This window comes from Aeromonas sp. MTB (assembly GCF_056632455.1).
Genome location: NZ_CP147026.1, coordinates 747679 through 774230 on the forward strand (window position 1 = coordinate 747679; position 26552 = coordinate 774230).

Sequence of the window (26552 nt, forward strand, 5' to 3'; positions counted from 1 at the left end):
ACAAGGCTCCTTAGGTTTGAAACGGTTCGAAAAACGTCTGGTGAAAAAGCCGGGTCCAGAAAAAAGGCGAGCCGGGCGGCTCGCCAAACGCTTACAACATGAGATGCCGATCAGGCCGCCAGGAGCTCGGCCAAGTCAGCCTCGGCCGTGGTGGTCCCTTTCAGACCGAACTGCTCTTCCAGCACCTTGAGCAGGGCCGGGGTGAGGAAGGCGGGGGCGGTCGGGCCGGTACGAATATCCTTCACCCCGAGGGAGAGCAGGGTGAGCAGAATGACGATGGCTTTTTGCTCGAACCAGGAGAGCACCAGCGTCAGCGGCAGATCGTTGACCCCACACTCGAACGCCTCGGAGAGTGCCAGCGCCAGCTGGATGGCGGAGTAGGCATCGTTGCACTGACCCACGTCCAGCAGACGCGGAATGCCGCCGATATCGCCAAAGTCGAGCTTGTTGAACTTGTACTTGCCGCAGCCCAGGGTGAGCAGCAGGCTGTCGCGCGGCGCCGCCTTGGCAAACTCGGTGAAGTAGGTGCGCTCGGCCTTGTCGCCGTCACAGCCACCCACCAGGAAGAAGTGGCTGATCTCCCCGGCTTTGACCTTCTCAATCACTGCGGGCGCAGCCTGCATCAGGGCGTTGCGGGCAAAGCCGATGGTGATGAAGTGCTCGAGCTCTGTGTGTTTGAAGCCTTCCAGCGCTTGGGCCCTGGCGATCACGGCGGAGAAATCATCCCCCTCCAGATGGGTGACGCCCGGCCAGCCGACGATGGAGCGGGTGAAGATGCGATCCGAGTAGTTGCCCACATTCGGGTCGATGATGCAGTTGGAGGTCATTACCACTGCGCCCGGGAAGTTGGCAAACTCCTTCTGCTGGTTCTGCCAGGCGGAGCCGTAGTTACCCACCAGATGGGGGTACTGCTTGAAGAAGGGGTAGGCCAGCGCGGGCAGCATCTCGCCGTGGGTGTAGACATGAATGCCGGTCCCCTTGGTCTGCTCCAGAATGAGCTTGAGATCCATCATGTCGTGGCCGGAGACCAGAATGCACTTGCCGGGAATTGGGGTGACGCGCACCTGGGTGGGTTCCGGGTGACCGAAGGCGCTGGTTTCACCGAGATCCAGCATCTCCATGATTTTGAAGTTGAGCTGACCGATCTCCATGGCACAGCTGAACAGCCGACCCATTTCGCTCGGGTCTGTGCTGAGCCAGCTCATGATGCGGTGGAATTCGGCGGCCACCTCGTCACTCTGCTGATCCAGCACCCGGGCGTGCTCCATATAGGCGGCGGCTCCCTTGAGGCCGTAAAGGCAGAGCAGACGCAGCCCCATGATGTCCTCGTTCACCTCGCTCTTGCCCCGATTGGGGGCGGCTGGTGCGGCATGGGCAAGTTGTTCCAGCAGTTCGGCACCGGGTTCGAAGTAAGCGGAGTGTGGCAAGTCGTTGACCTGCACCGCCATGGCGGTCAGACGATCGGCTAACTGCTGGCGATAGGCGAGGGCCTGATTGACGTAGGCCACGATGCGATTCGAGTCGAAGTTGACGTTGGTGAGGGTGGCGAAGAAGGCCTTGGGCACGAAAGCATCGACCTCGCGATCCATGATGCCCTGCTCGCGGGCGGCCAGCGCCCAGGCGCTGAGCCCCTGCAGGGTGTAGATCAGCACATCCTGCAGATCCGAGGTTTCCGCCGTCTTGCCGCACATACCTTGTGCGTAGGCACAGCCGTTGCCTGCCGGGGTACGAATTGTCTGTTCACATTGCACACAAAACATCATGTCTCTCCCAATTGGACATTTCAGTTGTCTGTTTTGCAGCGATTCTATTCCTCTCGCGAAAAACTTAATAGGCATTCAATTTGCCAATTAAGATTCCCTTGATGCAGATCAAAAACAAAAAAAGCCGCCCAAACAGGGCGGCAAGCGGGTGGATAAAAGGAGAGACAACTCAGGTTTGCAACAGAACATAACAATCAGACGGATTGGGCCGTGGTCTGGTCAGGTGCTTCCTGCCCGGTACTTACTCAAGCCCACATACGTACGCTGTAGCTGGCTTGGTTCACTATCAGGCCAGATAAGCGCGCAGCATCCAGACCAGTTTTTCCTGCTGCTGCACATAGTCGGAGAGGATGGAGGCTGTGCCCTCATCACCGGCTTCGGCGGCCTGACCCAGAATGCGGCGCTGGGCGACCAGCAGTTCACGGAAGCTATCCAGCAGGGATTCGACACAGGCGCGGCCATCGTGCAGCCCTTTTTGCTCGGGGATGGCAGAGACTTTCAGATAGTCGCTGAAGCTGTGCATCGGCACGCCATCCAGGGTCAGGATCCGCTCGGCCAGCGCATCGACTTTCAGCAGCAGGTCGTTGTAAATCTCTTCAAATTTCAGGTGCAGTTCGAAGAACTGGTTGCCACGGATATTCCAGTGGAAGCCGCGCACGTTCATGTAGAGGATCTGGTAGCTGGCCAGCAATTTGTTCAACTCGGCTGCCAGGGCTTGTGATTGAGCAGTATCAAGACCAATCGGGCTTTTCATCATTCACCTCCAGATTTGGAAATCGGTTTTAAATTCTCTTTCGGAACGCAGTCAGAATAACGCCTTGCAAAATGCAGGGACAATTGCTTGTGCCTAACTGTTTGATAGCTAACGGCTATCAAACAGTACGCAGCAACGGGGGCAATGGATGAGGATTAGGGGAAGTATTTTTCGAGTAGTGCCATCAGGATGGCCTGACACTCGTGGTCCGGTTTGCTATCGACCTTGCTGGCGCGAAAGTGGAGCTGAAAGGCGCCCATGACGGCGCGGCTCTGCTCATCCCACTGGCCGCTCCGGGGTAGGCCATAGCCATAGCGGGCCAACTGCTGCTGCCACATGGCTGCATCCCAGTCGGGCAAAGGGCTGGCCAGTAGCTCGGCCACCCGATCTTCATCGGGCCAGGCACCGACTCCGTACGTCAGATAGAGCTGGCGCCAGGGGAAGTGAGGGCCGGGATCCTGCTTGCGCTCGGGGGCGACATCGCTGTGGCCCAGCACCTGGGTCGGTGGAATCTGGTAGCGGGCGACCAGCTCCCGGCTGAGGGCGCCGACGGCAGCTATCTGCTGCGGGGTATAGGGTTGCCAGCGGCGGGCATCGGGGGCCAGCGGCTCATCTTCTGCTGGATAGCCGAGGTTGACGATCTCGATGCCAAGGGAGCTGGCATTGAGCCCGGCATATTGGTGCCAGCGGCTGCGTCCCGCATGCCAGGCGCGCGCGCTGTCCGGCACCAGCTGATAGACCGGTAGCGGGGTCTCGTGGCTGTCGCGGGGGATCAGGTAGTGGGCGCTCACCTTGTGCTCCGGCTCGGTCAGCAGGCGCAGGGAATTGGCATCATCTTCGTCGGTGTAGTGGAGGATCAGAAAGGCGATCCGCTCGTTCTGGTTGGCGCTCTGATAGCGGGTTGAGAGCTGGTATTCGGACGGAGTACAACCACCCAGCAGCAGAACCAGTTGCAGAAAGAAGAGGGGAAGAAGACAGAGCCAGCGCCATCCCCCTGCCACAGCCAGTCTGCTGAGCGTGGGAGGAGTGAGTCGCTGGCACATGTCGAAGGCCCTGTCTGGTCAGCCGCGGTATTTGGCCGTGAGACCGATCAGGAAGTTGCGCAGGATCTGATCCCCGCAATCCTGATAGTGCTTGTGATCCTTGGAGCGGAACAGGGCACTGAGCTCGGACTTGGAGAGGTTGAAGTCGGCGAGCTTGAGGGTGCCGAGCATATCCTCTTCCTTGAAGTTGAGACCGATGCGCAGCTTGCGCAGGATCATGTTGTTGTTGATCCGGTTCGGGATCACCTGGGCCGGGGCATCTTCCCGCACGCCACGGCGGGCGATGATGAAACCGTCGAGGAACTGGCTCAGGGCCGAGTCGGGACAGGCAACATAGCCTGCCTCTTGCTCTTCACCTTCCGCCGCCTCTTTCATCAACCAGCTGTGCAGCTGGGCGTGAGTGACCGTCAGGTTGCCCTTGGCAAACATCTCGACCATCTGGTCGTTGCTGATGGTGAGGGCGTAGCGCAGACGGCGCAGAATATCGTTGTTGGTCATGCTGACTCCTGTGTAAACGGCGCAACTTTACCATCTGGCGGCCCTCGCGTCAGAAAAAGCGGGGGCCGATACAGTTCAGGTCAAGCTCATCAAGCTTTGCCGAGATAACGGGGCGCCTCCTGGCGCACCAGTTCCAGCGCATCTTGCAGCTCCAGCAGCTCGGGTTCCAGCTCGCTGACCGGCACGCCGTCACGCAGCTGTTGTTCAAGCTGGGAGAGCAGCCGTTGCAGCCCCGGCACCCCGGAATAGGCACAGCCACCGTTGAGGCGATGGAGCTGGGCCAGCACCTCGCTATCTTCAATTTCGCCCGCCAGCGCGCTATCCAGCACAGGTTCCACCTCCTCGAAACTGGCCAGCAGCATGGTCAGCATCTCTCTGGCGAGATGCTCTTTCCCCGCCGCCTGCCGTACCGCCAGTGCCCAGTCGATCTGTTGGGCACCATTATTCTGGTGACGGCGATGGGCAAAGTCGGTGATGAGCTGGGCCAGCATGCTCTCGTCGATGGGCTTGGCCAGATAGTCGTCCATCCCCTGCCGGATCAGCCGCTCCCGTTCGCCGGGAATGGCGTGGGCGGTCACCGCCACGATCGGGGTGGTGGTGTTGAGGGACTGGTTGCGGATCGCCTGGGTAGCGCTGATGCCATCCATGATCGGCATCTGGATATCCATGAAGATGATGTCGAACGGCTGGCTTTGTGCCTGCTTGACCGCCTCCTTGCCGTTTTTGCACACCACCACCTGACTCACCATCTCCTTGAGCATGGCGGCGATCAGCTTGAGGTTGGCGGCGTTGTCATCCACCGCCAGCACCTTGATTGGCTGCAACTGGCGCGGCGCAGGCTGAGCAGGCAGCTTCTGGCGGCTCGATTCCGGCGATAGCAGGGCGTGCAGCAGCTTGCGGTGGTTGACCGGTTTGGAGAGACAGTGCTGGGCGCCATGGGCCAGCATAGCTTCATAGAGCGCCGGCTCGTGGCTGCTGAGCAGCACTATGGTGTTCTGCTGCTGGCCGTTCAGTTTGTCGAGACGGCCGAGCACCTGCTGCGGCGTATGCAGGGTGCTGCTGCCGATGATCACCATCTCCTGCTCGCTCATCTCGGGCCAGGGATCATCGCTGGTCAGTGGGTGTACGTCGAGGTGCCACTCCGCCAGCAGGGCGAGCAGAGAGGCTTGCGCGAAGGGATCCAGCTCCAGCAGCCAGAGCCGTTTGCCACGGATCCGATCCAGCGGCAGTTGATCGGTCTGGGGCAGGGGGGAAACCTCCACATCCAGACTGAAGGAGAAGATGGAGCCCTTGCCTAGCTCCGATTCGAAGCGGATCTGGCCGCCCATCTGCTGCACCAGCTTCTGGGTAATGACGAGGCCCAGGCCCGTGCCGCCATAACGACGGGAGATAGAGGAGTCGGCCTGATTGAAGGCCTGGAACAGCTGATGTTGCTGCTCTTGGGAGATGCCGATGCCGGTATCACGGATCTGGACGTTGAGCCTCACCTTGTGGTTGCCACTGCCGGTCTGCTCGATATGGACATCCACGTTGCCCTGTTCGGTGAACTTGATGGCGTTGCCGGTGAGGTTGGTCAGCACCTGTTGCAGACGCATGGGGTCGCCGGTGAGGTAGTCCGGCACATCGGCATCTACCCGCAGGGAGAGCTCCAGCTGCTTGTCGTGGGCGCTGGGGCCGAGCAGGTGCATGGTCTCGTTGAGGGTGTCGCGCAGGCTGAAGGGGATATGCTCCAGCTGCAGCTTGCCCGCTTCCAGCTTCGAGAAGTCGAGGATGTCGTTGATGATGCCAAGCAGGTTGCGCGCCGATTTCTCGATGGTCTGCATGTAGTCGGTCTGGCTCGGGGTCAGGCTGGTTTTCAGCAACTGGCGCGTAAAACCGATGACCCCGTTGAGCGGGGTACGCAATTCGTGGGACATGTTGGCCAGAAACTCCGACTTGACCCTCGCCGCCTCCTGCGCCCGTTTCTTGGCCATGTCGAGTTCGACGTTCTGGATCTCGATCTGCTCCAGGGTTTCGCGCAGGTCAGAGGTTGCCTGATCGATATTCTGCTGCATCTCTTCGTGATATTCGGAGAGCGCCTTGGCCATGGCGTTGATGCCGTTTTTCAGCATATCCAGCTCGCCGGTGAGCTGGCCGCTGACCCGGGTATCGAGCCGCCCCTCCCTGATCTTGTGCACCGCCTGCACCATGTTGGTGATGGGCTGGGTCACGCTCTTGACCAGCCGGAAGCCAAACAGGGTACTGAAGGCGACCCCGATGAGCACCATGATCACCGCAAAGAAGGTGTCGCGGTACTGCAGCAGCATGGCCCTATCGGTCGCCATCTGCATCGAGATGTAGCCGATCATCGGCGGCTCCACATCGCTGGGCAGCGGGAAGCCATCCAGACTGGTTTCAGCCTGGATCGGGGTGCGCAAAATGATGTCGTCCCCCTGAAACGTCACGCTGGTCAGATCCGGAATGGGCTCGCCATCGGGCAGCCTGAGCCGGGTGAAATCCCGGTGGTAGTTCGAGGTGACGAACAGCTGGTTGTCCTGGGTGAAGACTGCGATGGATTTGATGAAGGGGGAGTTCTTGCGATGGGTCAGGCCAATCAGCCGCTTGAGGGATTCGCGACTGTGCTGGGTCATCCCGTATTCACTGGCGATCGCCAGCGGTTCGATGATGTTGATCCCCTGATCAATGAGGTTGTTTTCCAGCTGCTGGTAGCGGTGGAAGGTGAAGTAACCGGCCATCAGGCCACCGATGATCAGGGTCGGCAGGATGGTGAAGGCGAGAACGCGTGCTCTCAGGCCATATTTGGTCATACGAACAGGCCACCAGTGAACAGGGTTGGCGATAGGGTTGATGGCAATACACGGGCTCTGTGGCCGTATTTGGTCATACTATTATTCTTGTGGGACAATACCCGGCAGCAGATTCCACAATCATGACATAGCCACCTATAGGCACCAAGTTTTATGGCCCAGTTTTTCAAGCCCCAAAAGAAGTCCACCCAGCTCCAACGCATTGAATTTACGATAGACACCCTCGATCACCACTGCGTCGGTATCGGTCGCCATCAGGGCAAGGCGATCTTCGTCGAAGGGGCGCTGCCCGGCGAGACCGTCAAGGCACGCATCACCGAAGAGAAAAAGCAGTACGGTCACGCCGCCTTGCAACAGGTGGTGACCCCGGCTGCCAATCGTATCGCCCCCTTCTGCAGCCACTATCGCGAGTGCGGCGGTTGCAGTGCCCAGCACATGTCGGTTGCCGATCAGCAAGCCGCCAAGGCGGCGGGACTGGTCAGCCTGTTCGAGCGGTTGGGCAACATCAAGGCGCCAGCGCTGGAGCCGGTACTGACCGGTGAAGATCGTGCCTATCGCCGGGTCTGTCGTCTGGCCATCAAATTTGACAAGAACGGTCGCTGCACCCGGGTTGGTTTCCGCCGCCGCAACAGCAACGATCTGGTGGAGATCGACAGTTGCCCTGTACTGGCCGAGCCGCTCTCTGCGCTGATTGCCCCGCTGCGTGAGTGCCTCAATCGCCTCAAGAGCCAGCGCGAGCTGGGCCATGCGGAGCTTATCCAGGCCGAGCAGGGGATCATGATGCTGCTGCGCCACACCGGCCGCCCCAATGAGGCGGATCGCGCCCTGCTGGTGGAGTTTGCCAAAGCGCAGGGAATAGAGCTCTATCTGCAGGCTGCCGATGATCGCATCGAAGCGCTGCAGCAACAATTTTCCCCATCCTACTCGCTGGATGGCCTGTCTCTTGCATTTGCCCCCGGTGATTTCATTCAGGTCAACGGCCCCATCAACCAGAGCATGGTTGAGCAGGCGCTGACATGGCTCGGGGCGAGCAAGGATGACAAGGTGCTCGATCTCTTCTGCGGTATCGGCAACTTCACCCTGCCGCTGGCCCGTCAGGCTCGCGAAGTGGTGGGTGTCGAAGGTGAACTGGCCATGGTGCAGCGGGCCGAAGAGAACGCTCGTCGCAACGGCATCACCAATGCCCGTTTCTACAAGGCCGACCTGAGCGATGACATCGTCGGCATGTCCTGGGCGCGGGAAGGGTTTGATCTGGTGCTGCTGGATCCGGCTCGTCCCGGCGCGCTGGAAGTGATGGGACACGTCGTGAAACTTTCACCCAAGCGGGTGGTCTACGTCTCCTGTAACCCGGTCACCCTGGCGCGGGACAGTCAGGTGCTGGTGAAAGGGGGTTACCGTCTGGTGCGCCTAGGCATGCTCGACATGTTCCCTCACACCGGTCATCTGGAGTCCATGGCGCTGTTTGAACGGGAGTAAATGACTCATCAGTTCGGCGATGCGGATGTGCAATCCGGCATGTTTGTTACTGTTTGAGCAGGTGTGTATATGAAGTAATCCTGCTCATCGGTACGGCGATGCAGATATGCAATCTGGCGTGTCTGCGGCTGTTTGAGCTGGTGTGTATATGAAGTAATCCTGCTCATCAGTTCGGCGATGCGGATATGTAATCTGGCGTGTCTGCGGCTGTTTGAGCTGATGTGATTGGGGTAATCTAGACCCTCGTCGTTCGGCAGGGCCTGTTGGCGCGCTCTATTGTCTTTCTGGACAATATGCCTTGAAAAGTGCGCCGGATATCCCCATTTGAGGCAATCTCATGAGGGGGGAAAGTGACAGCTTTCGGCCCGATAATTTAAAGGATTGATACCATGGTTGCGGTTCGCGATATTCATTTGAAAGACAACTTCACCCTGGAAGAGTGGGTCAGCTCGCTCTCCTTGAGTGACAGTGAAAAGGATCAGCTGCGAACCGTCTACCAGTATTGTCTGACGCTCGGTGACGAGGCGCTGACCAGCAAGCTGCTGGTACGCGGCATCGAAATGGTGGGCATCCTGCAGATGCTCAGCATGGATATCGGCACCCTCAAAGCGGCTATCATCTACCCCTTCGTCGAAGCCGGTCTCATCAGCCAGGAGCGGATGGACGAGGACTTCGGCTCCAAGATCGCCAAGCTGGTGGAAGGGGTGCTGGAGATGGAGGCCATCCGCTCCCTGCAGACCCTCCATCGCAGCGAAACCTCGCCGGAGCAGGTCGACAACGTGCGTCGCATGTTGCTCGCCATGGTCGAGGATGTACGCGCCGTGGTGATCAAGCTGGCGGAGCGGATCGCCTGCCTGCGGGAAGCGAAGACGGCAGATGAAGAGACCCGGGTGCTGATGGCCCAGGAGATCACCAACATCTATGCGCCGCTCGCCAACCGTCTGGGCATCGGCCAGCTCAAGTGGGAGCTGGAAGATCTTGCCTTCCGTTACCTGCACCCGGATACCTACAAACAGATCGCCAAGCAGCTCGACGAGAAGCGGCTCGACCGCGAGCGCTACATCCGCGAGTTTGTGCAATCCCTGCGTAATGGGTTGAAAGAGGCAGGAGTTGATGCCGAGGTTTACGGTCGGCCGAAACATATCTACAGCATCTGGCGCAAGATGCAGAAGAAGCACCTCGAATTCAACGAGTTGTTCGACGTGCGCGCGGTGCGGGTAGTGACCAAGCGGCTGCAGGATTGCTATGCGGCGCTCGGTATCGTGCATACCCAGTTCCACCACATTCCCCGCGAGTTTGACGACTATGTCGCCAACCCCAAACCCAACGGCTATCAGTCGATCCACACCGTCGTGGTGGGGCCGGAGGGCAAGACGGTCGAGATCCAGATCCGTACCGACCAGATGCATCAGGATGCCGAGCTCGGCGTCGCGGCGCACTGGCGCTACAAGGAAGGGGCACAGGCTGGCGGCAAGGCCAACACCTTCGAAGACAAGATCGAGTGGCTGCGCAAGCTGCTCGCCTGGCAGGAAGATCTCTCCGAGAGCGGCTCCCTGCTCGAAGATCTGCGCAGTCAGGTGTTCGAGGACAGGGTCTACGTTTTCACCCCGAAAGGGGATGTCATCGACCTGCCGGCAGGCGCCACCCCGCTCGATTTTGCCTATCACGTCCACAGCATGATCGGCCACCGCTGCATCGGCGCCAAGATTGACGGCCGCATCGTGCCGTTCACCTACGCGCTGCAGACCGGCGATCAGGTGGAGGTGATCACCCAGAAAGAGCCGAACCCGAGCCGCGACTGGATGAACCCCAACGCCGGCTTCCTGCGCTCCAGCCGGGCGCGGGCCAAGGTAGCAACCTGGTTCAGAAAGCTGGATCGGGACAAGAATATCGTGGCCGGTCGCGAGCTGTTTGAGAAGGAGCTGGATCGCCACAACCTCAGCATGTCCAAGATCGACAAGGGCAACATGCTGCGGCGTTTCAATCTGGAGAGCACTGACGATCTGCTGGCCGGTATCGGCAGCGGCGACATCCGAATCAACCAGGTGCTCAACTATCTCGACACCTGCTACAACAAGCCGACGGCGGAAGAGGAAGATCGCCGCCTGCTGGAGAAGCTGGAGCAGAAGGCCAATGCGCCGATGCGCCACAAGCCAAAAGACCACATAGTGGTGGAAGGGGTCGGCAACCTGATGACCCATATTGCCCGCTGCTGCCAGCCCATTCCGGGGGACTCCATTCAGGGCTTTATCACCATGGGGCGCGGCGTATCCATTCACCGGGAAGATTGCGAGCAGCTCAAGGAGCTGTCACGGCGCAACCCGGAGCGGCTGATCGATGCGGTGTGGGGGGAGAACTACTCCGGCGGCTATGGCCTCACCATCCGGATCATCTCCAACGATCGCTCCGGCTTGCTGCGCGATATCACCACAGTGCTGGCCAACGAGAAGATCAATGTGATGGGGGTGCGCTCCCGCTCCAACGTGCGCGAGCAGACCGCCGAGATCGACATGGAGCTGGAGATTTACAACATCAACGCCTTCAACCGGGCGTTGGCCAAGCTCAGTCAGCTCAACGATGTGATCAGCGCCAAGCGGCTTTGATAGCGAACCGACCGGCCCCAGTGGCCGGTCTGCATTTACGACCCTTTTTGAACGAATTGAAAGCGAATATCCCATGTCCCAACGTTATGACCTCTCCCAACTGCTCGACATGAGATTGCTCGACTGCGCGGCCTGATGTCGCTTCATCCCCATTTAACGAATCGAAAGTGAGTAGCCCATGTCCCAACGTTACGATCTGCCCCAACTGCTCGACATCATGGCTCGTCTGCGCGATCCGCAAAACGGCTGTCCCTGGGATCTGAAACAGGACTTCCAGACCATAGTGCCGCACACCCTGGAAGAGGCCTACGAGGTGGCCGATGCCATCGAGACCGAAGATTGGCAGGGGCTGAAAGGGGAGCTGGGCGACCTGCTGTTTCAGGTGGTGTTTTACGCCCAGCTGGGTAAAGAGCGGGGCTTGTTCGACTTCGCCGATATCGTGGATACGGTGAGTGAAAAGCTCATTCGTCGTCACCCCCACGTTTTTTCCGATGCAGATTTCTCCAACGAGCAGGCGGTAAAAGCGAACTGGGAGGCGGAAAAGGCCAAAGAGCGAGCGGCCCTCGACAAAGAAAGCGTGCTGGACGATATCCCGCAGGCGCTGCCTGCCTTGACTCGCGCCGCCAAGATCCAGAAACGCTGCGCCACCGTCGGTTTTGACTGGAAGACGTTGGGGCCTGTGGTGGACAAGATCCACGAAGAGATCGACGAGGTGATGGAAGAGGTATTGATGGCCGATGTGGACGAGGCGCGGGTGAGCGACGAGCTCGGCGACCTGTTGTTCGCCACCGTCAATCTGGTGCGTCATCTGGGCAAGGATCCGGAGCAGGTACTGCGAGGTGCCAACGCCAAGTTCGAACGTCGTTTTCGTCAGGTTGAGCAGATAATCGCCGCAGAAGGCTTGAAAATGACCGATTGCACCCTAGAAAAGCTCGATGCCGCCTGGGATAAGGCGAAGGAAACCGAGCAAAGTTGATTTGGCGCAAGATGGGGGGGCGGTGAGCCTGATAGATTTTTGCTCATTGTTTGGGAGAGGGGTTTTTGGTATACTGTTTCCCCGTCCTGCTTCATCCCCGAAGCACCCCTTAAAATTCCCTAAACTTCTTTCAGGTTCAGCATGACGACCAAATATATTTTTGTTACTGGTGGCGTTGTTTCATCCCTCGGCAAAGGCATTGCCGCAGCTTCTCTGGCAGCCATTCTGGAAGCCCGTGGTCTGGATGTGACCATCATGAAACTGGACCCGTACATCAACGTGGATCCGGGCACCATGAGCCCGACCCAGCATGGTGAAGTGTTCGTAACCGAGGACGGGGCCGAAACCGATCTGGATTTGGGCCACTACGAGCGTTTCATCCGCACCAAGATGACCCGTCGCAACAACTTTACCACCGGCCGTATCTACGCCGACGTACTGCGTAAAGAGCGTCGTGGTGACTATCTGGGCGCCACCATTCAGGTTATCCCGCACATCACCAACGCCATCAAAGAGCGGGTGATTGCCGGTGCCGAAGGCCATCAGGTTGCCATCGTCGAAGTGGGCGGTACCGTAGGTGACATCGAGTCCCTGCCGTTCCTCGAAGCCATTCGTCAGTTGGCTGCCGAAGTGGGCCGCAACAACGCCATGTTCATGCACCTGACGCTGGTTCCTTACCTGGCCGCTGCCGGTGAAGTGAAGACCAAGCCGACCCAGCACTCCGTGAAAGAGCTGCTCTCCATCGGTATCCAGCCGGATGTGCTGATCTGCCGCTCTGACCGTGCCATTCCGGCCAACGAGCGCGCCAAGATCGCCCTGTTCTGCAACGTGCCGGAGCGCGCCGTCATCTCCATGAAAGACGTCGACTCCATCTACAAGATCCCGGCACTGCTGAAATCCCAGAATCTGGACTCCTACTTCACCGAGCGTTTCGGTCTGGAGTGCAAAGAGGCTGATCTCTCCGAGTGGGAACAGGTTATCTACGAAGAGGCCAACCCGACCGGCGAAGTGACCATCGGTATGGTTGGCAAGTACGTCTCCCTGCCGGACGCGTACAAGTCCGTCAACGAGGCGCTCAAGCACGGTGGTCTCAAGACCCGCCTCTCCGTCAACATCAAGTACATCGACTCACAGGATATCGAGACCCGTGGCGCCGAGCTGCTGGAAGGGCTGGATGCGATCCTGGTGCCGGGTGGCTTTGGTGAGCGCGGTGTGGAAGGCAAAATTCTGGCGGCCCAGTATGCCCGCGAGAACAAGATCCCCTACCTGGGTATCTGCCTCGGCATGCAGGTTGCCATGATCGAATTCGCTCGCAACGTGGCGGGCATGGAAGGGGCTCACTCCTCCGAATTCAAGAAAGATTGCGCATACCCGGTCGTCGGCCTCATCACCGAGTGGGTGGATGAAGAGGGCAACGTCGAGACCCGTACCGAGAAGTCCGATTTGGGTGGTACCATGCGTCTGGGTTCCCAGCTCTGCCACCTGGTCGAAGATTCCAAGGTGCGTCAGATGTACGGCAGCCCGACCATTTACGAGCGTCACCGTCACCGTTACGAAGTCAACAACAAGCTGCTGCCGCAGATTGAAGCGGCAGGTCTGAAAGTGACCGGTCTCTCCGCCGACAAGAAGTTGGTGGAAATCATCGAGATCCCGGATCACCCCTGGTTCGTGGCTGCGCAGTTCCACCCGGAGTTCACCTCTACTCCTCGTGATGGCCACGCTCTGTTCGCCGGTTTTGTGAAGGCGGCAGGCGAGTATCAGAAGCGTAATTTGAAGTAATTGAAAATAAATGCGGTTGGGGCACTGTGCCACAGCCGCTTTTTTTGGCATATTTTTGTTGTTTTTTTACGAAACCTGAGGAAATACACATGTCCAAGATCGTTAAAGTGATCGGTCGTGAAATCATCGACTCCCGTGGTAACCCGACCGTTGAGGCCGAAGTTCACCTGGAAGGTGGTTTTGTTGGTATGGCAGCCGCTCCGTCTGGCGCGTCCACCGGTTCCCGCGAAGCGCTGGAACTGCGTGACGGCGACAAGAGCCGTTTCCTGGGTAAAGGCGTGCTGAAAGCCATCGAAGCCGTAAACGGCCCGATCGCTCAAGCTCTGCTGGGTAAAGATGCCAAGGACCAGGCCACTGTCGACCAGATCATGATCGACCTCGACGGTACCGAGAACAAATCCAAGTTCGGCGCCAACGCCATCCTGGCTGTTTCCCTGGCTAACGCCAAAGCTGCCGCTGCTGCCAAAGGCATGCCGCTGTACGCCCACATCGCCGAGCTGAACGGCACCCCGGGTGTTTACTCCATGCCGCTGCCGATGATGAACATCATCAACGGTGGTGAGCACGCCGACAACAACGTCGACATCCAGGAGTTCATGATCCAGCCGGTTGGCGCCAAGACCCTGAAAGAAGCCGTTCGCATGGGCGCAGAAGTGTTCCACAACCTGGCCAAAGTGCTGAAGTCCAAGGGCTACAACACTGCAGTTGGTGACGAAGGTGGTTTCGCTCCGAACCTGAAATCCAACGCCGAAGCGCTGGAAGTTATCGCTGAAGCCGTTGCCGCTGCCGGTTACAAACTGGGCACCGACATCACCCTGGCTATGGACTGCGCTGCTTCCGAGTTCTACGACGCAGAGAAGAAAGAGTACAACCTGAAAGGCGAAGGTCGTGTCTTCACCTCCAACGGTTTCTCCGACTTCCTGGCTGACCTGACCACCAAGTTCCCGATCGTCTCCATCGAAGATGGCCTGGACGAATCTGACTGGGAAGGCTTCGCCTACCAGACTGCTGAACTGGGCAAGAAAATCCAGATCGTGGGTGACGACCTGTTCGTAACCAACACCAAGATCCTGAAGCGCGGTATCGACAACGGCATCGCCAACTCCATCCTGATCAAGTTCAACCAGATCGGTTCCCTGACCGAAACTCTGGCTGCCATCAAGATGGCCAAAGACGCTGGCTACACTGCCGTCATCTCCCACCGCTCCGGTGAGACCGAAGACGCGACCATCGCCGACCTGGCTGTTGGTACCGCTGCTGGCCAGATCAAGACCGGTTCCATGAGCCGTTCTGACCGTGTTGCCAAGTACAACCAGCTGATCCGTATCGAAGAAGCTCTGGGTGCCAAAGCTCCTTTCCGCGGTCTGAAAGAAGTTAAAAACCAGGCTTAATTTGCTGGTTTGCCAGCCTCGGCTGGAATGAAAAAAACCGGAACCCTTGGGTTCCGGTTTTTTTATGCCTGCTGTTCAAGCCAGCGTTGCAGATGCTGCGCAAACAGCGCGGGCTGCTCGATGGGGTAGAGGTGCCCGGCGTGTTGCACCTGCAAGCGCTCGCAGACGGGAATGGCGTTGCCAATAGCCTCACAGACCAGCGCAAACAGCGCTCTGGTATCTGCGCCCTGCACGATGCAGGTGGGCATGTTGAGCATGGCAAGGCGCCCGGGTGACCAATCTGGTCGCTCGCTCTGGCTCAACTGCTTGGGCAGGCTATCGGCTTCTGCCAACTGTGCCTGCTGCCACTTGAGCGGTTGTGCAGCAAAATAGCCTGCATGACCACCCGAACCATCGATCAGGGTCGCCACGGCCTCTTGCAGCAAGCCTTCCGCAACCTGGCCAAACACGGGGCCAAACATGGCTCCGGCATCGGCCATAAAGGCAGCGATCCCCTGTTCGTCGAGGACTCCCGGGCAGCCCGGCTCCACCAGATAGAGGCTTATGAATTGCTCCGGAGCCATCAGGGCGGCGGTCAGGGCAACATCCGCCCCGTATGACCAGCCCGCCAGATGCACTGGCCCGCACGGCAATTGTTCCAGCAGGGCAAGCAGATCGCTGGCGTGGGTCTCCAGACCAAATGGCCCGTTTTTGCCCGCCTTGCCAAAGTGGCGCAGGGTGGGAGCATAGACGGTGTAGTGATGTGAGAGCTGCTCGATATGTTCGAGCCAGAGGGTATGGTTTGCCAGCGCGCCATGGATCAGCAACAGCGGCTCGCCCGAACCGACCTGCAGGCAGGGCAGCGGGCTGTCATTGACGATAAAGGTGTGAGTCTGTGATTGCATATCAACGCCTCCCCGGCGTGTCATAAGAGCACAAGAGTATATGACAAGCGTCCTGTGGCTCGTAATAGAGCTATTTCAGGCGCGAGTGGGCTGGCGATGGCCACTATAAGAAAAAGTTGGGTCATTGTCGGGAAACCCATAAATCCAGCTTATAGTGGCACCAGCGAGCCTTGTGTCGCCCCAAGGTGGCCGATATACACCCCGCAAGGGGATCTTCTGATCTTTGTTTATATCATGGCCGAGTGTTAATTTATCAGATGGCCTTGTGTGGGAATTCTATCAATAAAAATTAATGTAGGCTGTGCCAATTTCATTATGTTTTATTGATCTGAGTGTTTGGAATTCTCTTGCCTTATTTGATTGAAAGTGGCTTCGACCATTTGTTGCCCAAATTCGCCCATGCCATGATACATGGCTGACAAAAATTGCATTGTATTTTGTGCTGAACCAACCAATGTCCACTGGCAGTTATTAAAATCACAGGAGTCTAATGAGATTGGTCCTTGTCCCGCATATTCAATAATACAGCTTTTAAACACACAACCTTTATATTCGATGTTGTCTAAGCGAACTGTAGTATTGTCAAATGTGCAATTATTAAATTTAGTCATTGGTAAACCTAAAGCCTTGTTGTGCCAGCGTAGATTCAACGGTTACTTCTTTCACTTTACTTTTATTATTTGAGGCAAGGAAACCTTCATCATTAGTAAAGTCGCTAGGTGCATACAAAACTGAGTTGTTGAAATTCAATGTTAAGAAAAACATCACAACTAAGCATGATGGAAAACCTATTAAGAACCAAATATAAATTGCTTGAATATCTGCTCCAATAAATGGCAAAACCAACGTTGCACTTATTTCAACTATGCCAGCAAATATTGCAATTATTGTTAGAGGGTTCTTGATAGTTGTGATTTGTTGATTCACTTAAATCCTCCACGTGTTCTAGCAGCACATTATACGGAAAGTTGTCGTGTAGTAACGTTTTTTATTACGTACACACTGCAAAGATTTCGTATGAGTTTCTTAATAACAGCCGCAGTGAAAATGCTTGGTGACTCGTACGCTTCTGGCGATGAGTTTCGTGCATGAACAACAATGAAGCCTTCAACCTGCTGCCTTTAACCAACGGGATGGGGTTGGCATGGCTTATGGGAGACTCCGACGAGGCAAGTGTTGCCAAATGGCAATATTAACCATGGCGCTGTGGAGAGAAAGCTCAATATTGAGATTTTCTGTGCAAGATCAATAAATTAATCAAATGTCGCCTACGATTGATGACGTGCCGAGATAGCGTGAACAGCCATTCTTTATCAATCCCCATAGAATATTCATGGTCATATCTGGCTTGAACCAGCATAAAACTCTTTGTTATTGTCCGCACTCCCCGCTGAAACAGCTTATTTATCTATAAATCAACAAGATAGCATTATGCGGTGGCGTCGCGGGGGCATCAGCTATCGGGAAGGAGAGTTATGAAGTCGCAGTTAAAAGTGGCGCTGGCCATGTTGGCCCTGTTCGTCGTCCAAGGCTGCACAGCCCCGGATTCATCCACCAAGCACAATGCACCCGGCCCGGTGCTGACAGTGCATTACGAAAGCGCCCCCCTGATCCCCGTCACCATCGCCGGTGAGCAGTACCAGTTTTTGCTGGATACCGGGGCCAGTATCACCTTTATCGATCGTCGTCTGGCCAGCCGCTTCAAGGCGCTGACCTTAAGCGAATTGCCCAGGGCCTATCAGGCTGATTTTGCCAGTGTGAGCAGCGTGTCGAGCCAACTGGGCAGCGAGCAGCTTGGCTTTGTTGAGCCGCAACCCTTCTCGGTGGGGTCGGTCACCATTGATGACAGCGATCTGTGGGCAACTATTGATTTCGATCTCTTCTCCCAGTCTCTTGGCAGCCGTATTGATGGCATCCTCGGGATCGACACCATCCGCCGTTTCAACTGGGTGTTTGATCGCGACAAGCATCAGCTCACGGCTTCGCTGACGGCACCGTCGGCAGCCACCTTCGAGCGTTGCATCGGCTATGAAGATAGCTACAACCGCTCCCCGGCAGTCTATCTGACCCACGGCGAGAGCAGTGTGCGCATGTATCTGGATACCGGGGCCGATCAGAGCTATGCCGACCATGCCTTTATCGACTTTATGGCGAGTCAGAAGGCAATCTCTGGCGAAGATGCGATGCCACGCAAAGGGGTGGACGCCAGCGGTATGGTGGAGGGGCGTGAACATATCCTCGCCGGTCTGCACTTTGATGAGCGCCAGCTCGGTGAGTTGCGCGTGTCGGAAAACAGCAATGAGCAGTATGGTCTGGGGCTGGATTTTGTTAACCGCTTCAATCGCTTTGCGATCATACCCGGGCGGATGATGCTCTGCTACGACGCCGAAAGCCTGGCGCGCAAAGTGCCGCCAATCCTGCGCAATATCGGGGTGCGTTTTGATGGCGAGCATCTGCAGGTCTACTACAGCGACGAACGGGATCTTGCCCCCTATGGTCTGGCCAACGGCGACATTCTGGAGCAGATCAACGGGGTGGCTTATCGTCCCCTCGAGATCGACAAGGTGCGTGAGCTGCTCAGCACCGGCAAGCCGGGGTCGCTCAAGTTGCGGATTGTGCGGGAAGGAAAACCGCTGGATATCGCCATCTAGTCAAGGTGGGGGCGGCAAGACGAGCCGCCCCCATGAGCCTCAGCCCTTGGTTGGATTTTCCATGCAGGTGAGGGTTGGCTGGCCGTAACGCTCCAGCGTGGCTTCATCCCCCTTGGTGAAGAAGGTGAGGTTTTGCCCTTCATAACGGGCGCCGCTGGCGCTGGGGGCTTCATAGGCGAGCACTTGTTGCTGCTTGTCGCCCTCGCTCAGGTTGATCACCGCGGCGGGCAGCTTGGCATCGTTATAGAAGTAGGTAGAGAGCATAACGCTCTTGCCGCACTTGTAGTTGACCGGTGCCGGCACCATCAGCTGGCCGCCGCTGATCTGCAGTTCGGTGATCCGCAGCAGGTAGTTATCCTCCACACACTGGCGCAGATCCTGCCCCTTCCAGCAGTCGTTACGCCCCTTGATCCAGCCGCGCTGCATGGCGCGCTCGGTCTTGAGCTGTTCGGGAGAGAGCGCTGCAATCGCCTTGGGGTAGAGGGCCGCCAGTTCGTTATCAAGGGCGGCCAGTCCGGCATCCTTGCAAATCAGGGTTTCGACCGACCCGGAGGCTTTGGTGCAATCAAAGGAGGGGGTTGCGGCACTGGCCAGCAGAGGGGCAAACAGCAGGGTGGCAAGCAAGGTCTTGTTCATCGATAGATTCCAGCAATGAGGAGGGCATATCTGCCTACTACAGCACACTCTACAGGGCAATGCAGCAGGGGAGCCGAGCGCACTTGCACTGCTGAATGGCTGCCAAACGGAAAAACCCGACACTCCTGGCCGGAATGTCGGGTTTTTTGTGGCCGCGATAAAGGGGGGAGGCGGGTTGCCCGGTTGATCAGGCTAGCGCCAGTTGCTGACTGCGGGCACGCCACAGTCGCTCGTGGAAGAAGAACACCACGGTATTGATGGCCGGTTCGATCATCGCCATCACGCCGCCGGTGAGCAGCTCGCCGCTCAGCAGGAAGGCAACCCCGAAGGCCACCGAGAAGTGGACCACCGCGAAGCTGCTGGTCTTGGCCTGCAGGCTGTGATTTGGCTTGAGCTTGTGCCAGCCAAGGTCATGAAAGTAGAAGGCGACCGTGTTGACGGCAGGCTCGATCAGGGCGATCAGGCTGGCGGTCAGCAGTTCACCGGTCAGCAGGTAGGCCACGGTAAAGGCGACACCGAAGTGCAGGATGGCAAAGCTGATGGTCTTTTTCATGATGGCGGCTCCCTCTGTTGATGATGAGAGTATCTGCCGAAATGAGATTAAATGAAAACCATTCTCATCTATTGCCAGAATAGAGAGAACCTATCAACGGGCGAGTGGCCGGTGCGGTTCAGCGGTTGCCAATCGCAACCAAGGCGATAAAGTACAGGTTCTTCACACTTGCCCATGAAAAAGGATCTTTCATGAATATCAATGCCACCCTGCTTGGCCAGTTCATTGCGTTGCTGATGGTCATCGTCGGCGTCATCGCCTGGCGACTGGCGCGCCGCAAGAGCGAGCATCCGGCGCTGATCACCCTTATCTGCTCCCTGCTCTGTCTGTTTCCGCCCTTTGGCCTGCTGGCCCTGTTGCTGGTTGCGCTGAAACAGGATCTGCCCGCTCGTTCATAGGGCGCGCAGGTTCAGGCTGCCGCACACACCGGCCACACCAATAGCAAAAGCCCCGTGATGGGGCTTTTGCTTTTTAACTCGGTGAGCGCCGTAGGGGCGGGGGATCAACCCTCGGCCTTGTTGAGCCACTCGACCTTGTATTGGGCGCCGGCACCCTGCGCCAGCTTGGCACACAGCGGTTTCAGGAACGCTTCAATCTGCTCGTCCAGCATCCAGGGCGGGCTGATGATCAGCATGCCTGAACCGTTCATGCCCCAGTCGGCAGTCTGACCGGCCACTTCAAGCTCGGCCACCAGCACGTTGCCGAAGTTTTCCCGCTTGATGGCGCGCAGCATGTCGCGGGATTTGTCCGCCTCTTGCCCGAGGATCGGATACCAGAGGGCGTAGATGCCGGTCGCCCAGCGTTTCTGCGCCTTTTTCAGGGTATCGACCACGGCGAAGTAATCTTCTTTGAGCTCATAAGGCGGGTCGATCAGCACCAGCCCGCGGCGCGGGGTGGGCGGCAGCAGGGCGATCAGCCCCTCGAAGCCGTCACGGTGGTGTACGGCGACGCGAGGGTCATAACCCATGTTGGCGCGCAGGTCTTCGACCTCGTTGTTGTGCAGCTCCATCAGCGCCAGCTTGTCCTGCTCGCGGGTGAGGCGACGGGAGAGCTCCGGCGAGCCGGGGTAGTAGTGCAGCTGACCATCGCTGTTCATCTCCTCGATAACACCCAGATAGGGGGCCATGGCAGACCACTGGGCCCGCTCGTCCCACAGGCGGCCGATGCCGTCGGCATACTCGGCCTTTTTCTGGGACCAGTCGCCGCGCAGGTCGTAGAGACCGCCACCGGCATGGGTGTCCAGCACGATGAAGGGTTTCTCCTTCTTCTTGAGGGACTCGATGATCAGGGCCTGAACGGCGTGTTTCAGCACGTCGGCATGGTTGCCGGCGTGAAAGGCGTGGCGGTAGCTCAGCATATTAGATCTCTGAGGGGGCCCTGCTGGGCACCCAGTAACGATAGATAGTTCAACAAATTGCGGCTGTTGCCGCGAAACAGGGAGAGGCTGCGCAGGGTCTGCAACAGGACGCCCTGTTGCAGCCGCTCCAGCTCCAGTTCGTGGGCCAGCATCGACTGATACTGCTGTTCGTCGAGTCGCGTCTTGGCGCTCTGGCGCAGGGCGCGCCACGGGGTCAGCACCGCTTCGGTCTGCACCAGCGCCGGTTGCAGGTCGGTGAGATCGACCACTATGCCGAGCTGATCGAGCCGGTGCAGCAGCAGCGCCAGATTGACGTTGCCCCCCTGCTCCTGCACGGTGAGCCAATCCTGGCTGCGCTCACCATAGACCTTGCCGCTCCAGTGCCAGAAGCCGATCGGCGTCGGCAACTCGTGGACTGCGACCCGCTCGCTGGCCATCAGCTGTTCGTCACGCAAAGAAGGCCTGCTCCATGGTTTCCAGCTCCTCACTGAGGCTCATCCACTCCAGCTCCACCTCTTCCAGCTGCTCCTTGAGGGGGCCCTGGGATTTGAGCAGCTCGGAGAGCTTGGTTTTAGCGCTCTCTTCGTAGATGGCGGGGTCGGCCAGCTGGCTCTCGATGTCGCCAAGCTTGCCTTGCAGCTTCTCCATGCTCGCTTCGAGCTTTTCCAGCTTCTGGCGCAGGGGGCGGGTCGCTTGCCGGAACTCCGCCTCGCGCCGCTTCTGATCCTTGCGCGCCACTGCCGAGTTGGCAGAGACGGGGCCATCCGCCGGTTTGGCGTTGGCCTCTTTCTCCTGCTCGCCGAGCCACTTGTGGTAGTCGTCCAGATCGCCGTCGAACGGCTCGACCCGGCCACCGTGCACCAGATAGAAGTCATCTGTGGTGGTACGCAGCAGGTGACGGTCGTGGGAGACCACTACCATGGCCCCTTCGAAGCCTTGCAGCGCCATGGTGAGGGCGTGGCGCATCTCCAGGTCCAGGTGGTTGGTCGGTTCATCGAGCAGCAGGAGGTTCGGCTTTTGCCAGGTGATCAGCGCCAGCACCAGCCGCGCTTTTTCGCCGCCGGAGAAGGGGGCCACCTTGTCGAGCGCCTTGTCACCGTGAAAACCGAAGCTGCCCAGATAGTTGCGCAGCTCCTGCTCGGTCTTGTCCGGCGCGAGGCGGGCCAGATGATCGAGCGGGGAATCATCGAGACGCAGGGTCTCCAGCTGATGCTGGGCGAAGTAGCCGATGCTCACCCCGGCGCTCACTTCGAGCTTGCCCGACAGCGGCGGGTTGGAGCCCGACAGCATCTTGATAAAGGTGGACTTACCGGCGCCGTTGCGACCGAGCAGACCGATGCGCGAACCCGGTACCAGATTGAGTTTGATCTTCTCCAGGATCACCTTGTCGCCGTAACCGGCACTGAGGTTCTCCATGGCGATGAGCGGGGTCGGCAGGGCCGAGGGCTCGCGAAACTCGAAGCTGAATTCCGAGTCGGCGTGGGCGGGCAGGATCTTCTCCATCCGCTCCATCGCTTTCAGGCGGCTCTGTGCCTGACGGGCCTTGGAGGCCTTGTAGCGGAAGCGATCCACATACGCCTGCATGTGGGACATCTCCCGCTGCTGTTTCTCGTACATCGACTGCTGCTGGGCCAGCTGTTCGGCGCGCTGCAGTTCGAAGTCGGAGTAGCCGCCGGTGTATTCGTTGAGCTTGCCGTTCTCGATATGGATGATGCGGCTGATGACCGAATCGAGGAAATCGCGGTCGTGAGAGATGAGCACCAGCGTGCCCTGATAGCCCTTGAGCCACTTCTCCAGCCAGATCACCGCATCGAGATCCAGGTGGTTGGTCGGTTCATCCAGCAGCAGCAGATCGGAGCGGCAGAGCAGCGCCTGAGCGAGGTTCAGGCGCATGCGCCAGCCACCGGAGAAGCTGCGCACCGGCGAGCCGAGCTGCTCGTCGCTGAAACCGAGGCCGTGCAACAGTTCGGCGGCGCGGGCGCGAATGCTGTAGGCGCCGATGGTATCGAGGCGACCGTGCAGCTCGGCCACCAACAAGCCATTGTCATCCTGCTCGGCCTGCACCAGCTGAGCTTCCAGCGAGCGGAACTCCTTGTCGCCGTCGATCACGTACTCGAGCGCGGAGCAGTCGAGCGCCGGGGTCTCCTGCGCGACGCCTGCAATCTGCCAGCCAGCGGGCAGGCTGAAGGTGCCGCTGTCGATGGCCAGCTCGCCCCGTACCAGTGCAAAAAAGGTGGACTTGCCACAGCCGTTTTTGCCCACCAGACCCACTTTGTGGCCGGGGTGAATGGTGGCGGAGGCGTTGTCCAGCAGCTTGCGGCCGCCGCGGATCAGTTCGATTTGACTGGCAACTATCATGGGTGGGATCTGCTTGCTCAAAATGGAGGAGAAAAACTGGCGCGGATCTTACGTGAAATGACGCTGATTTGCACTGTAGCGAAGGGCTGGCCACTGGCTGGCGCTGCAAAAACATGCCATAACAGAGAAACCAGTTTGGTTACGGGAGGTTAGCATGCATATCAGGGATATTATGACGACCCGGGTCGCCACCGTTTCAATGGATGATCGACTCAGTGTCATCAAGGATATCTTCGAGCAGGCTCACTTTCGCCACCTGCTGGTACTGGAAGAGGGTGATCTGGTGGGGGTCATCTCGGATCGGGATCTGTTCCGTGCCATCAGCCCCTATCTCGACTCCGAAGCCGAGATGAGCCGTGATACCGAAACCCTCACCAAGCGGGCCCATCAGATCATGAGCCGTCACCCCGTTACCATCGCTCCCCATCTCACCGTGCGCGACGGCGTCAAGCTGATGTTGGAGAAGGGAGTCTCCTGCCTACCGGTGCTGGAGAATGGCGCATTGGTCGGCATCATCAGCTGGAAAGATTTTCTCAAGGCGGCGCTGGAGAGTGACGCGCTGGTTTGAGTCTGGCACTAAGCACCATCAGCTGACAGAGAACAAATAGAGAGAGGGGAGCCAAGGCTCCCCTCTCTCTATATTGGCTTTGCCGACAATGCCGGTTTGCACGCTGCCTGCATCATCATGGCTCGGGCTGCCCTGCGACAAGACAGGAGGGGCCGCAGCCGGAGAGGTGCGGCTGCAGATGGGTGCGGATCTCTTGCAGGGTGCGCTGGTACTGCTGGGCATGTTGATCGAGAAACGCGGGGCTGTGCTTGAGGCGCCGCTCCAGGGTATCGACCAGCAGTGCCACCCTGGGGGCGGCCATACCCGCAGGCCAGCAGTGTTGCAGCAGCTCCAGTAGTTGCCAGGCATCGCCCGGCAGGGCGGGGAACTCCTCCAGCAGCTGCAAGCCCGCTTGCAGGGCTGTCTGATATTGGCTGGCCTGCATCGCCTTGTGGCGCAGCTGGCGCAGTTCGCTCAGCCGTTGTTCTCTCGCCGTCAGGCGCTGGCCCAGCTCGGCCACCAGATGGTGGAACAGCTGGCGGGTGAGCGGGTGGGGCGCAACCCTGACGCGGTATTGGGTCAGCTGGATCAGGTAGCGCTGGGCGTGGTGGGGCAAACCGCAGAACTGGCTGACCGCAAAGCCGAGCAGCAGGGTGAGGTGGTTGTCGCTCCCCTCATCCGGCTGGTGGTGGGCAATCAGGATCAGCGCCTCGTCGAAGCGGTAATCCAGCCCCAGCATCAACGCCTGCAGCAGCTCATATTCGTGGGGTTGCAGGTGGACGGTGCGCTTGAGGTGCTCCCACTCCTGTTGCAGGGAGCGGATCCGGTTGCTGGAGGGGGCGTGCCACAGCACCGCCAGACTGGCATTGAGCATGAAGCTGTCGATGGCGAGCCGGATGCGCTGCTCGCTGAAGTGGCGCAGGGTCAGGCTGTTGGCCTGCTCCAGCACCTTCTCCTCATCTTGCAGCACCAGCCCGAGCAACATCGCCAGTTGATGCCAGCGTGGCTGATGGGGGCGGATCTGCAGCAGCTCTCCCATGGTCTCCCATGCCGCCAGCCAGTGATGCTGATGCAGCTGGCTGGCGAGTTGCAGCTCCAGCCGGGTGGCCATCGAGACACTGGCCTGATGGCGCTGCAAGTCGGTCCGGGCGCTCTGCAATTTGCCGAGCCCCAGCATGGCGTAGAAGAGCCCGGCCCTTGGCCAGCTCGCCTGATACTCGTTGGCACAGAGGGCATAGTGCTGGGCGGCCGTGATCCGCTCGGCTGATTGCAGCAGCAGGTAGCCCTTGAGTCGATCCAGCCAGGGGGTCAGCGAGCGATTCTCCCGTTGAAACAGCAGGTCTTCACAGAGGGCGGTAGCCAGTTGCCACTCCCGCAGCAGAATGGGGGCGGCCAGCGTACGGGTCAGGTTGCTTAACTTCACCAGCTGGCCGAGCACCGCGGTGAGCTGCTGGGTCATGAAGGGGAGGGGCAGATAGAGGGAGAAGTAGAGATCCGAGGGGAGAAACTCCTGCTCGCTCTGATCTGCATCGAGCAGCAGCAATACGCAACCGGGTTGCAGCAGGCCGAGATAGTGCGCTTCGTGCAGCAGCCGGGCTCCGTCAAGATCCTGCTGCTTGTCCTGCTGACAGATGATGGCGTCGAAGGTTTGCTGTTGCAGCAGCGTCAGCAGGCCACTGCGCTCGTGGTTTGGATGGCTGTGGTAGTGGATCCGGTCGGCGGGCACCCCCTGTTCGGTCAGTTCCCGGGTGATGGCGCTACGGAGCAGGGGATCCTCTTCGAGCAGCAGTATCGTCATGCAGGTACTTCCTGTGAGCAAACCATTAGGTTGATTATGGTAGACCCAAGAGGAACATAGGCACAGCACTCGCTGAGTGAAAAGCTGACAGTAGCCAGCAGGGTGCTGGAGGACGCACTATGGGCTGTTATTTCAATCGGTTATGCCACCTCTCAGGGCGGCAACCTGTTATTGCCGAGGGCGGACCTCCGTCCCGAAGGGGCAGTCGCTCTGGCGGATCAGCCGCGACCCCTTGCCCTGTTCCCCCAGCCAGCTTAATTCCAGTTTGCCGAGGCGGCCCAGATGGCGCAGCTCGAACTCGTAGCGCTGGCAGAGGTTGTCCTGGGGCAGGCTCGCCATCCCCGCTGGCAGTCGGTATTGATAGCGAAGGAGTGGCCCATCTTCCAGCTTGCTGGTCACCGGCACCAGCCCCTCTGGGGTGGGCTGCGGCGCCCCGAGTGCGCGGCGCAAACTGAGCGGGGCATCGATCGCCTTTTGATAGTGCAGGCCGTTCATCGCCGCCAGCTCCTCTTCCAGTCGTTGCAACTCCCCTTCCAGTCCATTGAGCGCGGCCCCCAGCTGTTGGTGGGTCGTTGACGAGGCGCAGCCACCCAGCAACAGGGTGGCAAGCAGCAGGGCGGCTCTGATGGGGGGCACGGCATCTCCTTGGCAATGACGATGAAGCGTGAAGGTCAGGTC

General features: G+C 58.7%; 23 protein-coding genes. 8 read left to right on the forward strand and 15 right to left on the reverse strand.

Features of this window, described 5'->3' with window-relative positions; translation table 11 throughout:
* Positions 1 to 110: 110 nt before the first annotated feature.
* The 5 genes from hcp to barA all read right to left on the reverse strand — a co-directional run bounded on the left by hcp (position 111) and on the right by barA (position 6865).
* The gene (gene hcp / locus WBR25_RS03610) at positions 111 to 1760 is read right to left on the reverse strand and encodes a hydroxylamine reductase (protein WP_479749870.1); all 1650 of its coding nucleotides are present in this window, start codon (positions 1758 to 1760) and stop codon (positions 111 to 113) included.
* Positions 1761 to 2049: 289 nt separating this feature from the next.
* On the reverse strand, positions 2050 to 2517 hold the full coding sequence (locus tag WBR25_RS03615) for a Dps family protein (protein ID WP_005362843.1): 468 nt from the start codon (positions 2515 to 2517) through the stop codon (positions 2050 to 2052).
* 155 nt (positions 2518 to 2672) lie between these two features.
* Positions 2673 to 3560: an N-acetylmuramoyl-L-alanine amidase gene (locus WBR25_RS03620; RefSeq protein ID WP_479749421.1), complete on the reverse strand. Its 888-nt coding sequence runs from the start codon at positions 3558 to 3560 to the stop codon at positions 2673 to 2675.
* An 18-nt stretch (positions 3561 to 3578) separates the two neighbouring features.
* Complete coding sequence (locus tag WBR25_RS03625; protein ID WP_005335594.1) at positions 3579 to 4058, reverse strand: YehS family protein; 480 nt, start codon at positions 4056 to 4058, stop codon at positions 3579 to 3581.
* An 89-nt stretch (positions 4059 to 4147) separates the two neighbouring features.
* On the reverse strand, positions 4148 to 6865 hold the full coding sequence (gene barA / locus WBR25_RS03630; protein WP_479749422.1) for a two-component sensor histidine kinase BarA: 2718 nt from the start codon (positions 6863 to 6865) through the stop codon (positions 4148 to 4150).
* 153 nt (positions 6866 to 7018) lie between these two features.
* On the opposite strand from barA, the gene rlmD reads away from it, so the two are divergent.
* The 5 genes from rlmD (at position 7019) to eno (ending at position 15090) form a co-directional block, all read left to right on the forward strand.
* Positions 7019 to 8341, forward strand: coding sequence for a 23S rRNA (uracil(1939)-C(5))-methyltransferase RlmD (gene rlmD, locus WBR25_RS03635; protein ID WP_479749423.1), 1323 nt, complete (start codon positions 7019 to 7021; stop codon positions 8339 to 8341).
* A 389-nt stretch (positions 8342 to 8730) separates the two neighbouring features.
* Entirely contained in the window at positions 8731 to 10944 is a 2214-nt protein-coding gene (gene relA, locus WBR25_RS03640) for a GTP diphosphokinase (RefSeq protein ID WP_005335588.1), read from the forward strand.
* 178 nt (positions 10945 to 11122) lie between these two features.
* Positions 11123 to 11920 (forward strand): nucleoside triphosphate pyrophosphohydrolase, encoded by a 798-nt coding sequence (gene mazG, locus WBR25_RS03645; RefSeq protein WP_201973528.1) that lies wholly within the window; start codon positions 11123 to 11125, stop codon positions 11918 to 11920.
* 141 nt (positions 11921 to 12061) lie between these two features.
* Entirely contained in the window at positions 12062 to 13699 is a 1638-nt protein-coding gene (gene pyrG / locus WBR25_RS03650; RefSeq protein WP_043821667.1) for a glutamine hydrolyzing CTP synthase, read from the forward strand.
* A gap of 89 nt (positions 13700 to 13788) precedes the next feature.
* Positions 13789 to 15090 (forward strand): phosphopyruvate hydratase, encoded by a 1302-nt coding sequence (gene eno, locus WBR25_RS03655; RefSeq protein ID WP_005335583.1) that lies wholly within the window; start codon positions 13789 to 13791, stop codon positions 15088 to 15090.
* Between the two features lie 62 nt (positions 15091 to 15152).
* Here the strand turns inward: eno and WBR25_RS03660 are convergent, their stop codons facing one another.
* The 3 genes from WBR25_RS03660 to WBR25_RS03670 all read right to left on the reverse strand — a co-directional run bounded on the left by WBR25_RS03660 (position 15153) and on the right by WBR25_RS03670 (position 16901).
* Complete coding sequence (locus WBR25_RS03660) at positions 15153 to 15974, reverse strand: alpha/beta fold hydrolase (protein ID WP_429208563.1); 822 nt, start codon at positions 15972 to 15974, stop codon at positions 15153 to 15155.
* A gap of 320 nt (positions 15975 to 16294) precedes the next feature.
* Positions 16295 to 16585, reverse strand: a complete 291-nt coding sequence (locus WBR25_RS03665; RefSeq protein WP_371154598.1) for a hypothetical protein — start codon at positions 16583 to 16585, stop codon at positions 16295 to 16297.
* Positions 16578 to 16901, reverse strand: coding sequence for a hypothetical protein (locus WBR25_RS03670; RefSeq protein WP_371154600.1), 324 nt, complete (start codon positions 16899 to 16901; stop codon positions 16578 to 16580). Before WBR25_RS03670 ends, WBR25_RS03665 begins: the two co-directional genes overlap by 8 nt.
* 548 nt (positions 16902 to 17449) lie before the next feature.
* On the opposite strand from WBR25_RS03670, the gene WBR25_RS03675 reads away from it, so the two are divergent.
* Positions 17450 to 18625 carry a retropepsin-like aspartic protease gene (locus WBR25_RS03675; protein WP_429208566.1) on the forward strand — a complete coding sequence of 392 codons (1176 nt, stop codon included), beginning with the start codon at positions 17450 to 17452 and terminating at the stop codon, positions 18623 to 18625.
* 39 nt (positions 18626 to 18664) lie between these two features.
* Here the strand turns inward: WBR25_RS03675 and WBR25_RS03680 are convergent, their stop codons facing one another.
* Together WBR25_RS03680 and WBR25_RS03685 are read right to left on the reverse strand one after the other, a co-directional pair.
* Positions 18665 to 19261, reverse strand: coding sequence for an MliC family protein (locus WBR25_RS03680; RefSeq protein WP_201904504.1), 597 nt, complete (start codon positions 19259 to 19261; stop codon positions 18665 to 18667).
* Positions 19262 to 19448: 187 nt separating this feature from the next.
* Positions 19449 to 19814, reverse strand: a complete 366-nt coding sequence (locus tag WBR25_RS03685) for a DUF2061 domain-containing protein (RefSeq protein ID WP_042084552.1) — start codon at positions 19812 to 19814, stop codon at positions 19449 to 19451.
* Positions 19815 to 20005: 191 nt separating this feature from the next.
* On the opposite strand from WBR25_RS03685, the gene WBR25_RS03690 reads away from it, so the two are divergent.
* On the forward strand, positions 20006 to 20212 hold the full coding sequence (locus tag WBR25_RS03690; protein WP_005354562.1) for a hypothetical protein: 207 nt from the start codon (positions 20006 to 20008) through the stop codon (positions 20210 to 20212).
* Between the two features lie 104 nt (positions 20213 to 20316).
* On the opposite strand, the gene WBR25_RS03695 is transcribed toward WBR25_RS03690, so the two are convergent.
* The 3 genes from WBR25_RS03695 to WBR25_RS03705 are packed head-to-tail and all read right to left on the reverse strand — an operon-like array spanning position 20317 to position 23529.
* A complete protein-coding gene (locus WBR25_RS03695) occupies positions 20317 to 21171 on the reverse strand; it encodes a 23S rRNA (adenine(2030)-N(6))-methyltransferase RlmJ (protein ID WP_204478190.1) in 855 nt (284 codons plus the stop codon).
* Positions 21165 to 21626, reverse strand: a complete 462-nt coding sequence (locus WBR25_RS03700) for a DUF2390 domain-containing protein (RefSeq protein ID WP_005343337.1) — start codon at positions 21624 to 21626, stop codon at positions 21165 to 21167. The genes WBR25_RS03695 and WBR25_RS03700 overlap by 7 nt, the downstream gene beginning before the upstream one ends.
* A complete protein-coding gene (locus tag WBR25_RS03705; protein ID WP_139748249.1) occupies positions 21619 to 23529 on the reverse strand; it encodes an ABC transporter ATP-binding protein in 1911 nt (636 codons plus the stop codon). Before WBR25_RS03705 ends, WBR25_RS03700 begins: the two co-directional genes overlap by 8 nt.
* Before the next feature lie 154 nt (positions 23530 to 23683).
* Here WBR25_RS03705 and WBR25_RS03710 point away from each other — a divergent pair, with 154 nt between their 5' ends.
* The gene (locus tag WBR25_RS03710; protein ID WP_167565381.1) at positions 23684 to 24097 is read left to right on the forward strand and encodes a CBS domain-containing protein; all 414 of its coding nucleotides are present in this window, start codon (positions 23684 to 23686) and stop codon (positions 24095 to 24097) included.
* Positions 24098 to 24212: 115 nt separating this feature from the next.
* On the opposite strand, the gene WBR25_RS03715 is transcribed toward WBR25_RS03710, so the two are convergent.
* Both WBR25_RS03715 and WBR25_RS03720 read right to left on the reverse strand, forming a co-directional pair.
* A complete protein-coding gene (locus WBR25_RS03715) occupies positions 24213 to 25874 on the reverse strand; it encodes a response regulator (RefSeq protein WP_479749424.1) in 1662 nt (553 codons plus the stop codon).
* 168 nt (positions 25875 to 26042) lie between these two features.
* Positions 26043 to 26510, reverse strand: coding sequence for a hypothetical protein (locus WBR25_RS03720; RefSeq protein WP_479749425.1), 468 nt, complete (start codon positions 26508 to 26510; stop codon positions 26043 to 26045).
* Positions 26511 to 26552 lie beyond the last annotated feature (42 nt).

Bases quoted from the DNA above. Each gene is read 5' to 3' on its own strand.
- relA (WP_005335588.1), top strand. From the start codon at position 8,731: ATGGTTGCGGTTCGCGATATTCATTTGAAAGACAACTTCACCCTGGAA.
- eno (WP_005335583.1), top strand. From the start codon at position 13,789: ATGTCCAAGATCGTTAAAGTGATCGGTCGTGAAATCATCGACTCCCGT.
- WBR25_RS03620 (WP_479749421.1), bottom strand. From the start codon at position 3,560: ATGTGCCAGCGACTCACTCCTCCCACGCTCAGCAGACTGGCTGTGGCA.
- hcp (WP_479749870.1), bottom strand. From the start codon at position 1,760: ATGTTTTGTGTGCAATGTGAACAGACAATTCGTACCCCGGCAGGCAAC.
- WBR25_RS03715 (WP_479749424.1), bottom strand. From the start codon at position 25,874: ATGACGATACTGCTGCTCGAAGAGGATCCCCTGCTCCGTAGCGCCATC.
- WBR25_RS03690 (WP_005354562.1), top strand. From the start codon at position 20,006: ATGAATATCAATGCCACCCTGCTTGGCCAGTTCATTGCGTTGCTGATG.
- WBR25_RS03660 (WP_429208563.1), bottom strand. From the start codon at position 15,974: ATGCAATCACAGACTCACACCTTTATCGTCAATGACAGCCCGCTGCCC.
- WBR25_RS03680 (WP_201904504.1), bottom strand. From the start codon at position 19,261: ATGAACAAGACCTTGCTTGCCACCCTGCTGTTTGCCCCTCTGCTGGCC.
- WBR25_RS03665 (WP_371154598.1), bottom strand. From the start codon at position 16,585: ATGACTAAATTTAATAATTGCACATTTGACAATACTACAGTTCGCTTA.
- WBR25_RS03615 (WP_005362843.1), bottom strand. From the start codon at position 2,517: ATGAAAAGCCCGATTGGTCTTGATACTGCTCAATCACAAGCCCTGGCA.
- rlmD (WP_479749423.1), top strand. From the start codon at position 7,019: ATGGCCCAGTTTTTCAAGCCCCAAAAGAAGTCCACCCAGCTCCAACGC.
- barA (WP_479749422.1), bottom strand. From the start codon at position 6,865: ATGACCAAATATGGCCTGAGAGCACGCGTTCTCGCCTTCACCATCCTG.
- WBR25_RS03705 (WP_139748249.1), bottom strand. From the start codon at position 23,529: ATGATAGTTGCCAGTCAAATCGAACTGATCCGCGGCGGCCGCAAGCTG.
- WBR25_RS03695 (WP_204478190.1), bottom strand. From the start codon at position 21,171: ATGCTGAGCTACCGCCACGCCTTTCACGCCGGCAACCATGCCGACGTG.
- WBR25_RS03625 (WP_005335594.1), bottom strand. From the start codon at position 4,058: ATGACCAACAACGATATTCTGCGCCGTCTGCGCTACGCCCTCACCATC.
- WBR25_RS03675 (WP_429208566.1), top strand. From the start codon at position 17,450: ATGAAGTCGCAGTTAAAAGTGGCGCTGGCCATGTTGGCCCTGTTCGTC.
- mazG (WP_201973528.1), top strand. From the start codon at position 11,123: ATGTCCCAACGTTACGATCTGCCCCAACTGCTCGACATCATGGCTCGT.
- pyrG (WP_043821667.1), top strand. From the start codon at position 12,062: ATGACGACCAAATATATTTTTGTTACTGGTGGCGTTGTTTCATCCCTC.
- WBR25_RS03685 (WP_042084552.1), bottom strand. From the start codon at position 19,814: ATGAAAAAGACCATCAGCTTTGCCATCCTGCACTTCGGTGTCGCCTTT.
- WBR25_RS03710 (WP_167565381.1), top strand. From the start codon at position 23,684: ATGCATATCAGGGATATTATGACGACCCGGGTCGCCACCGTTTCAATG.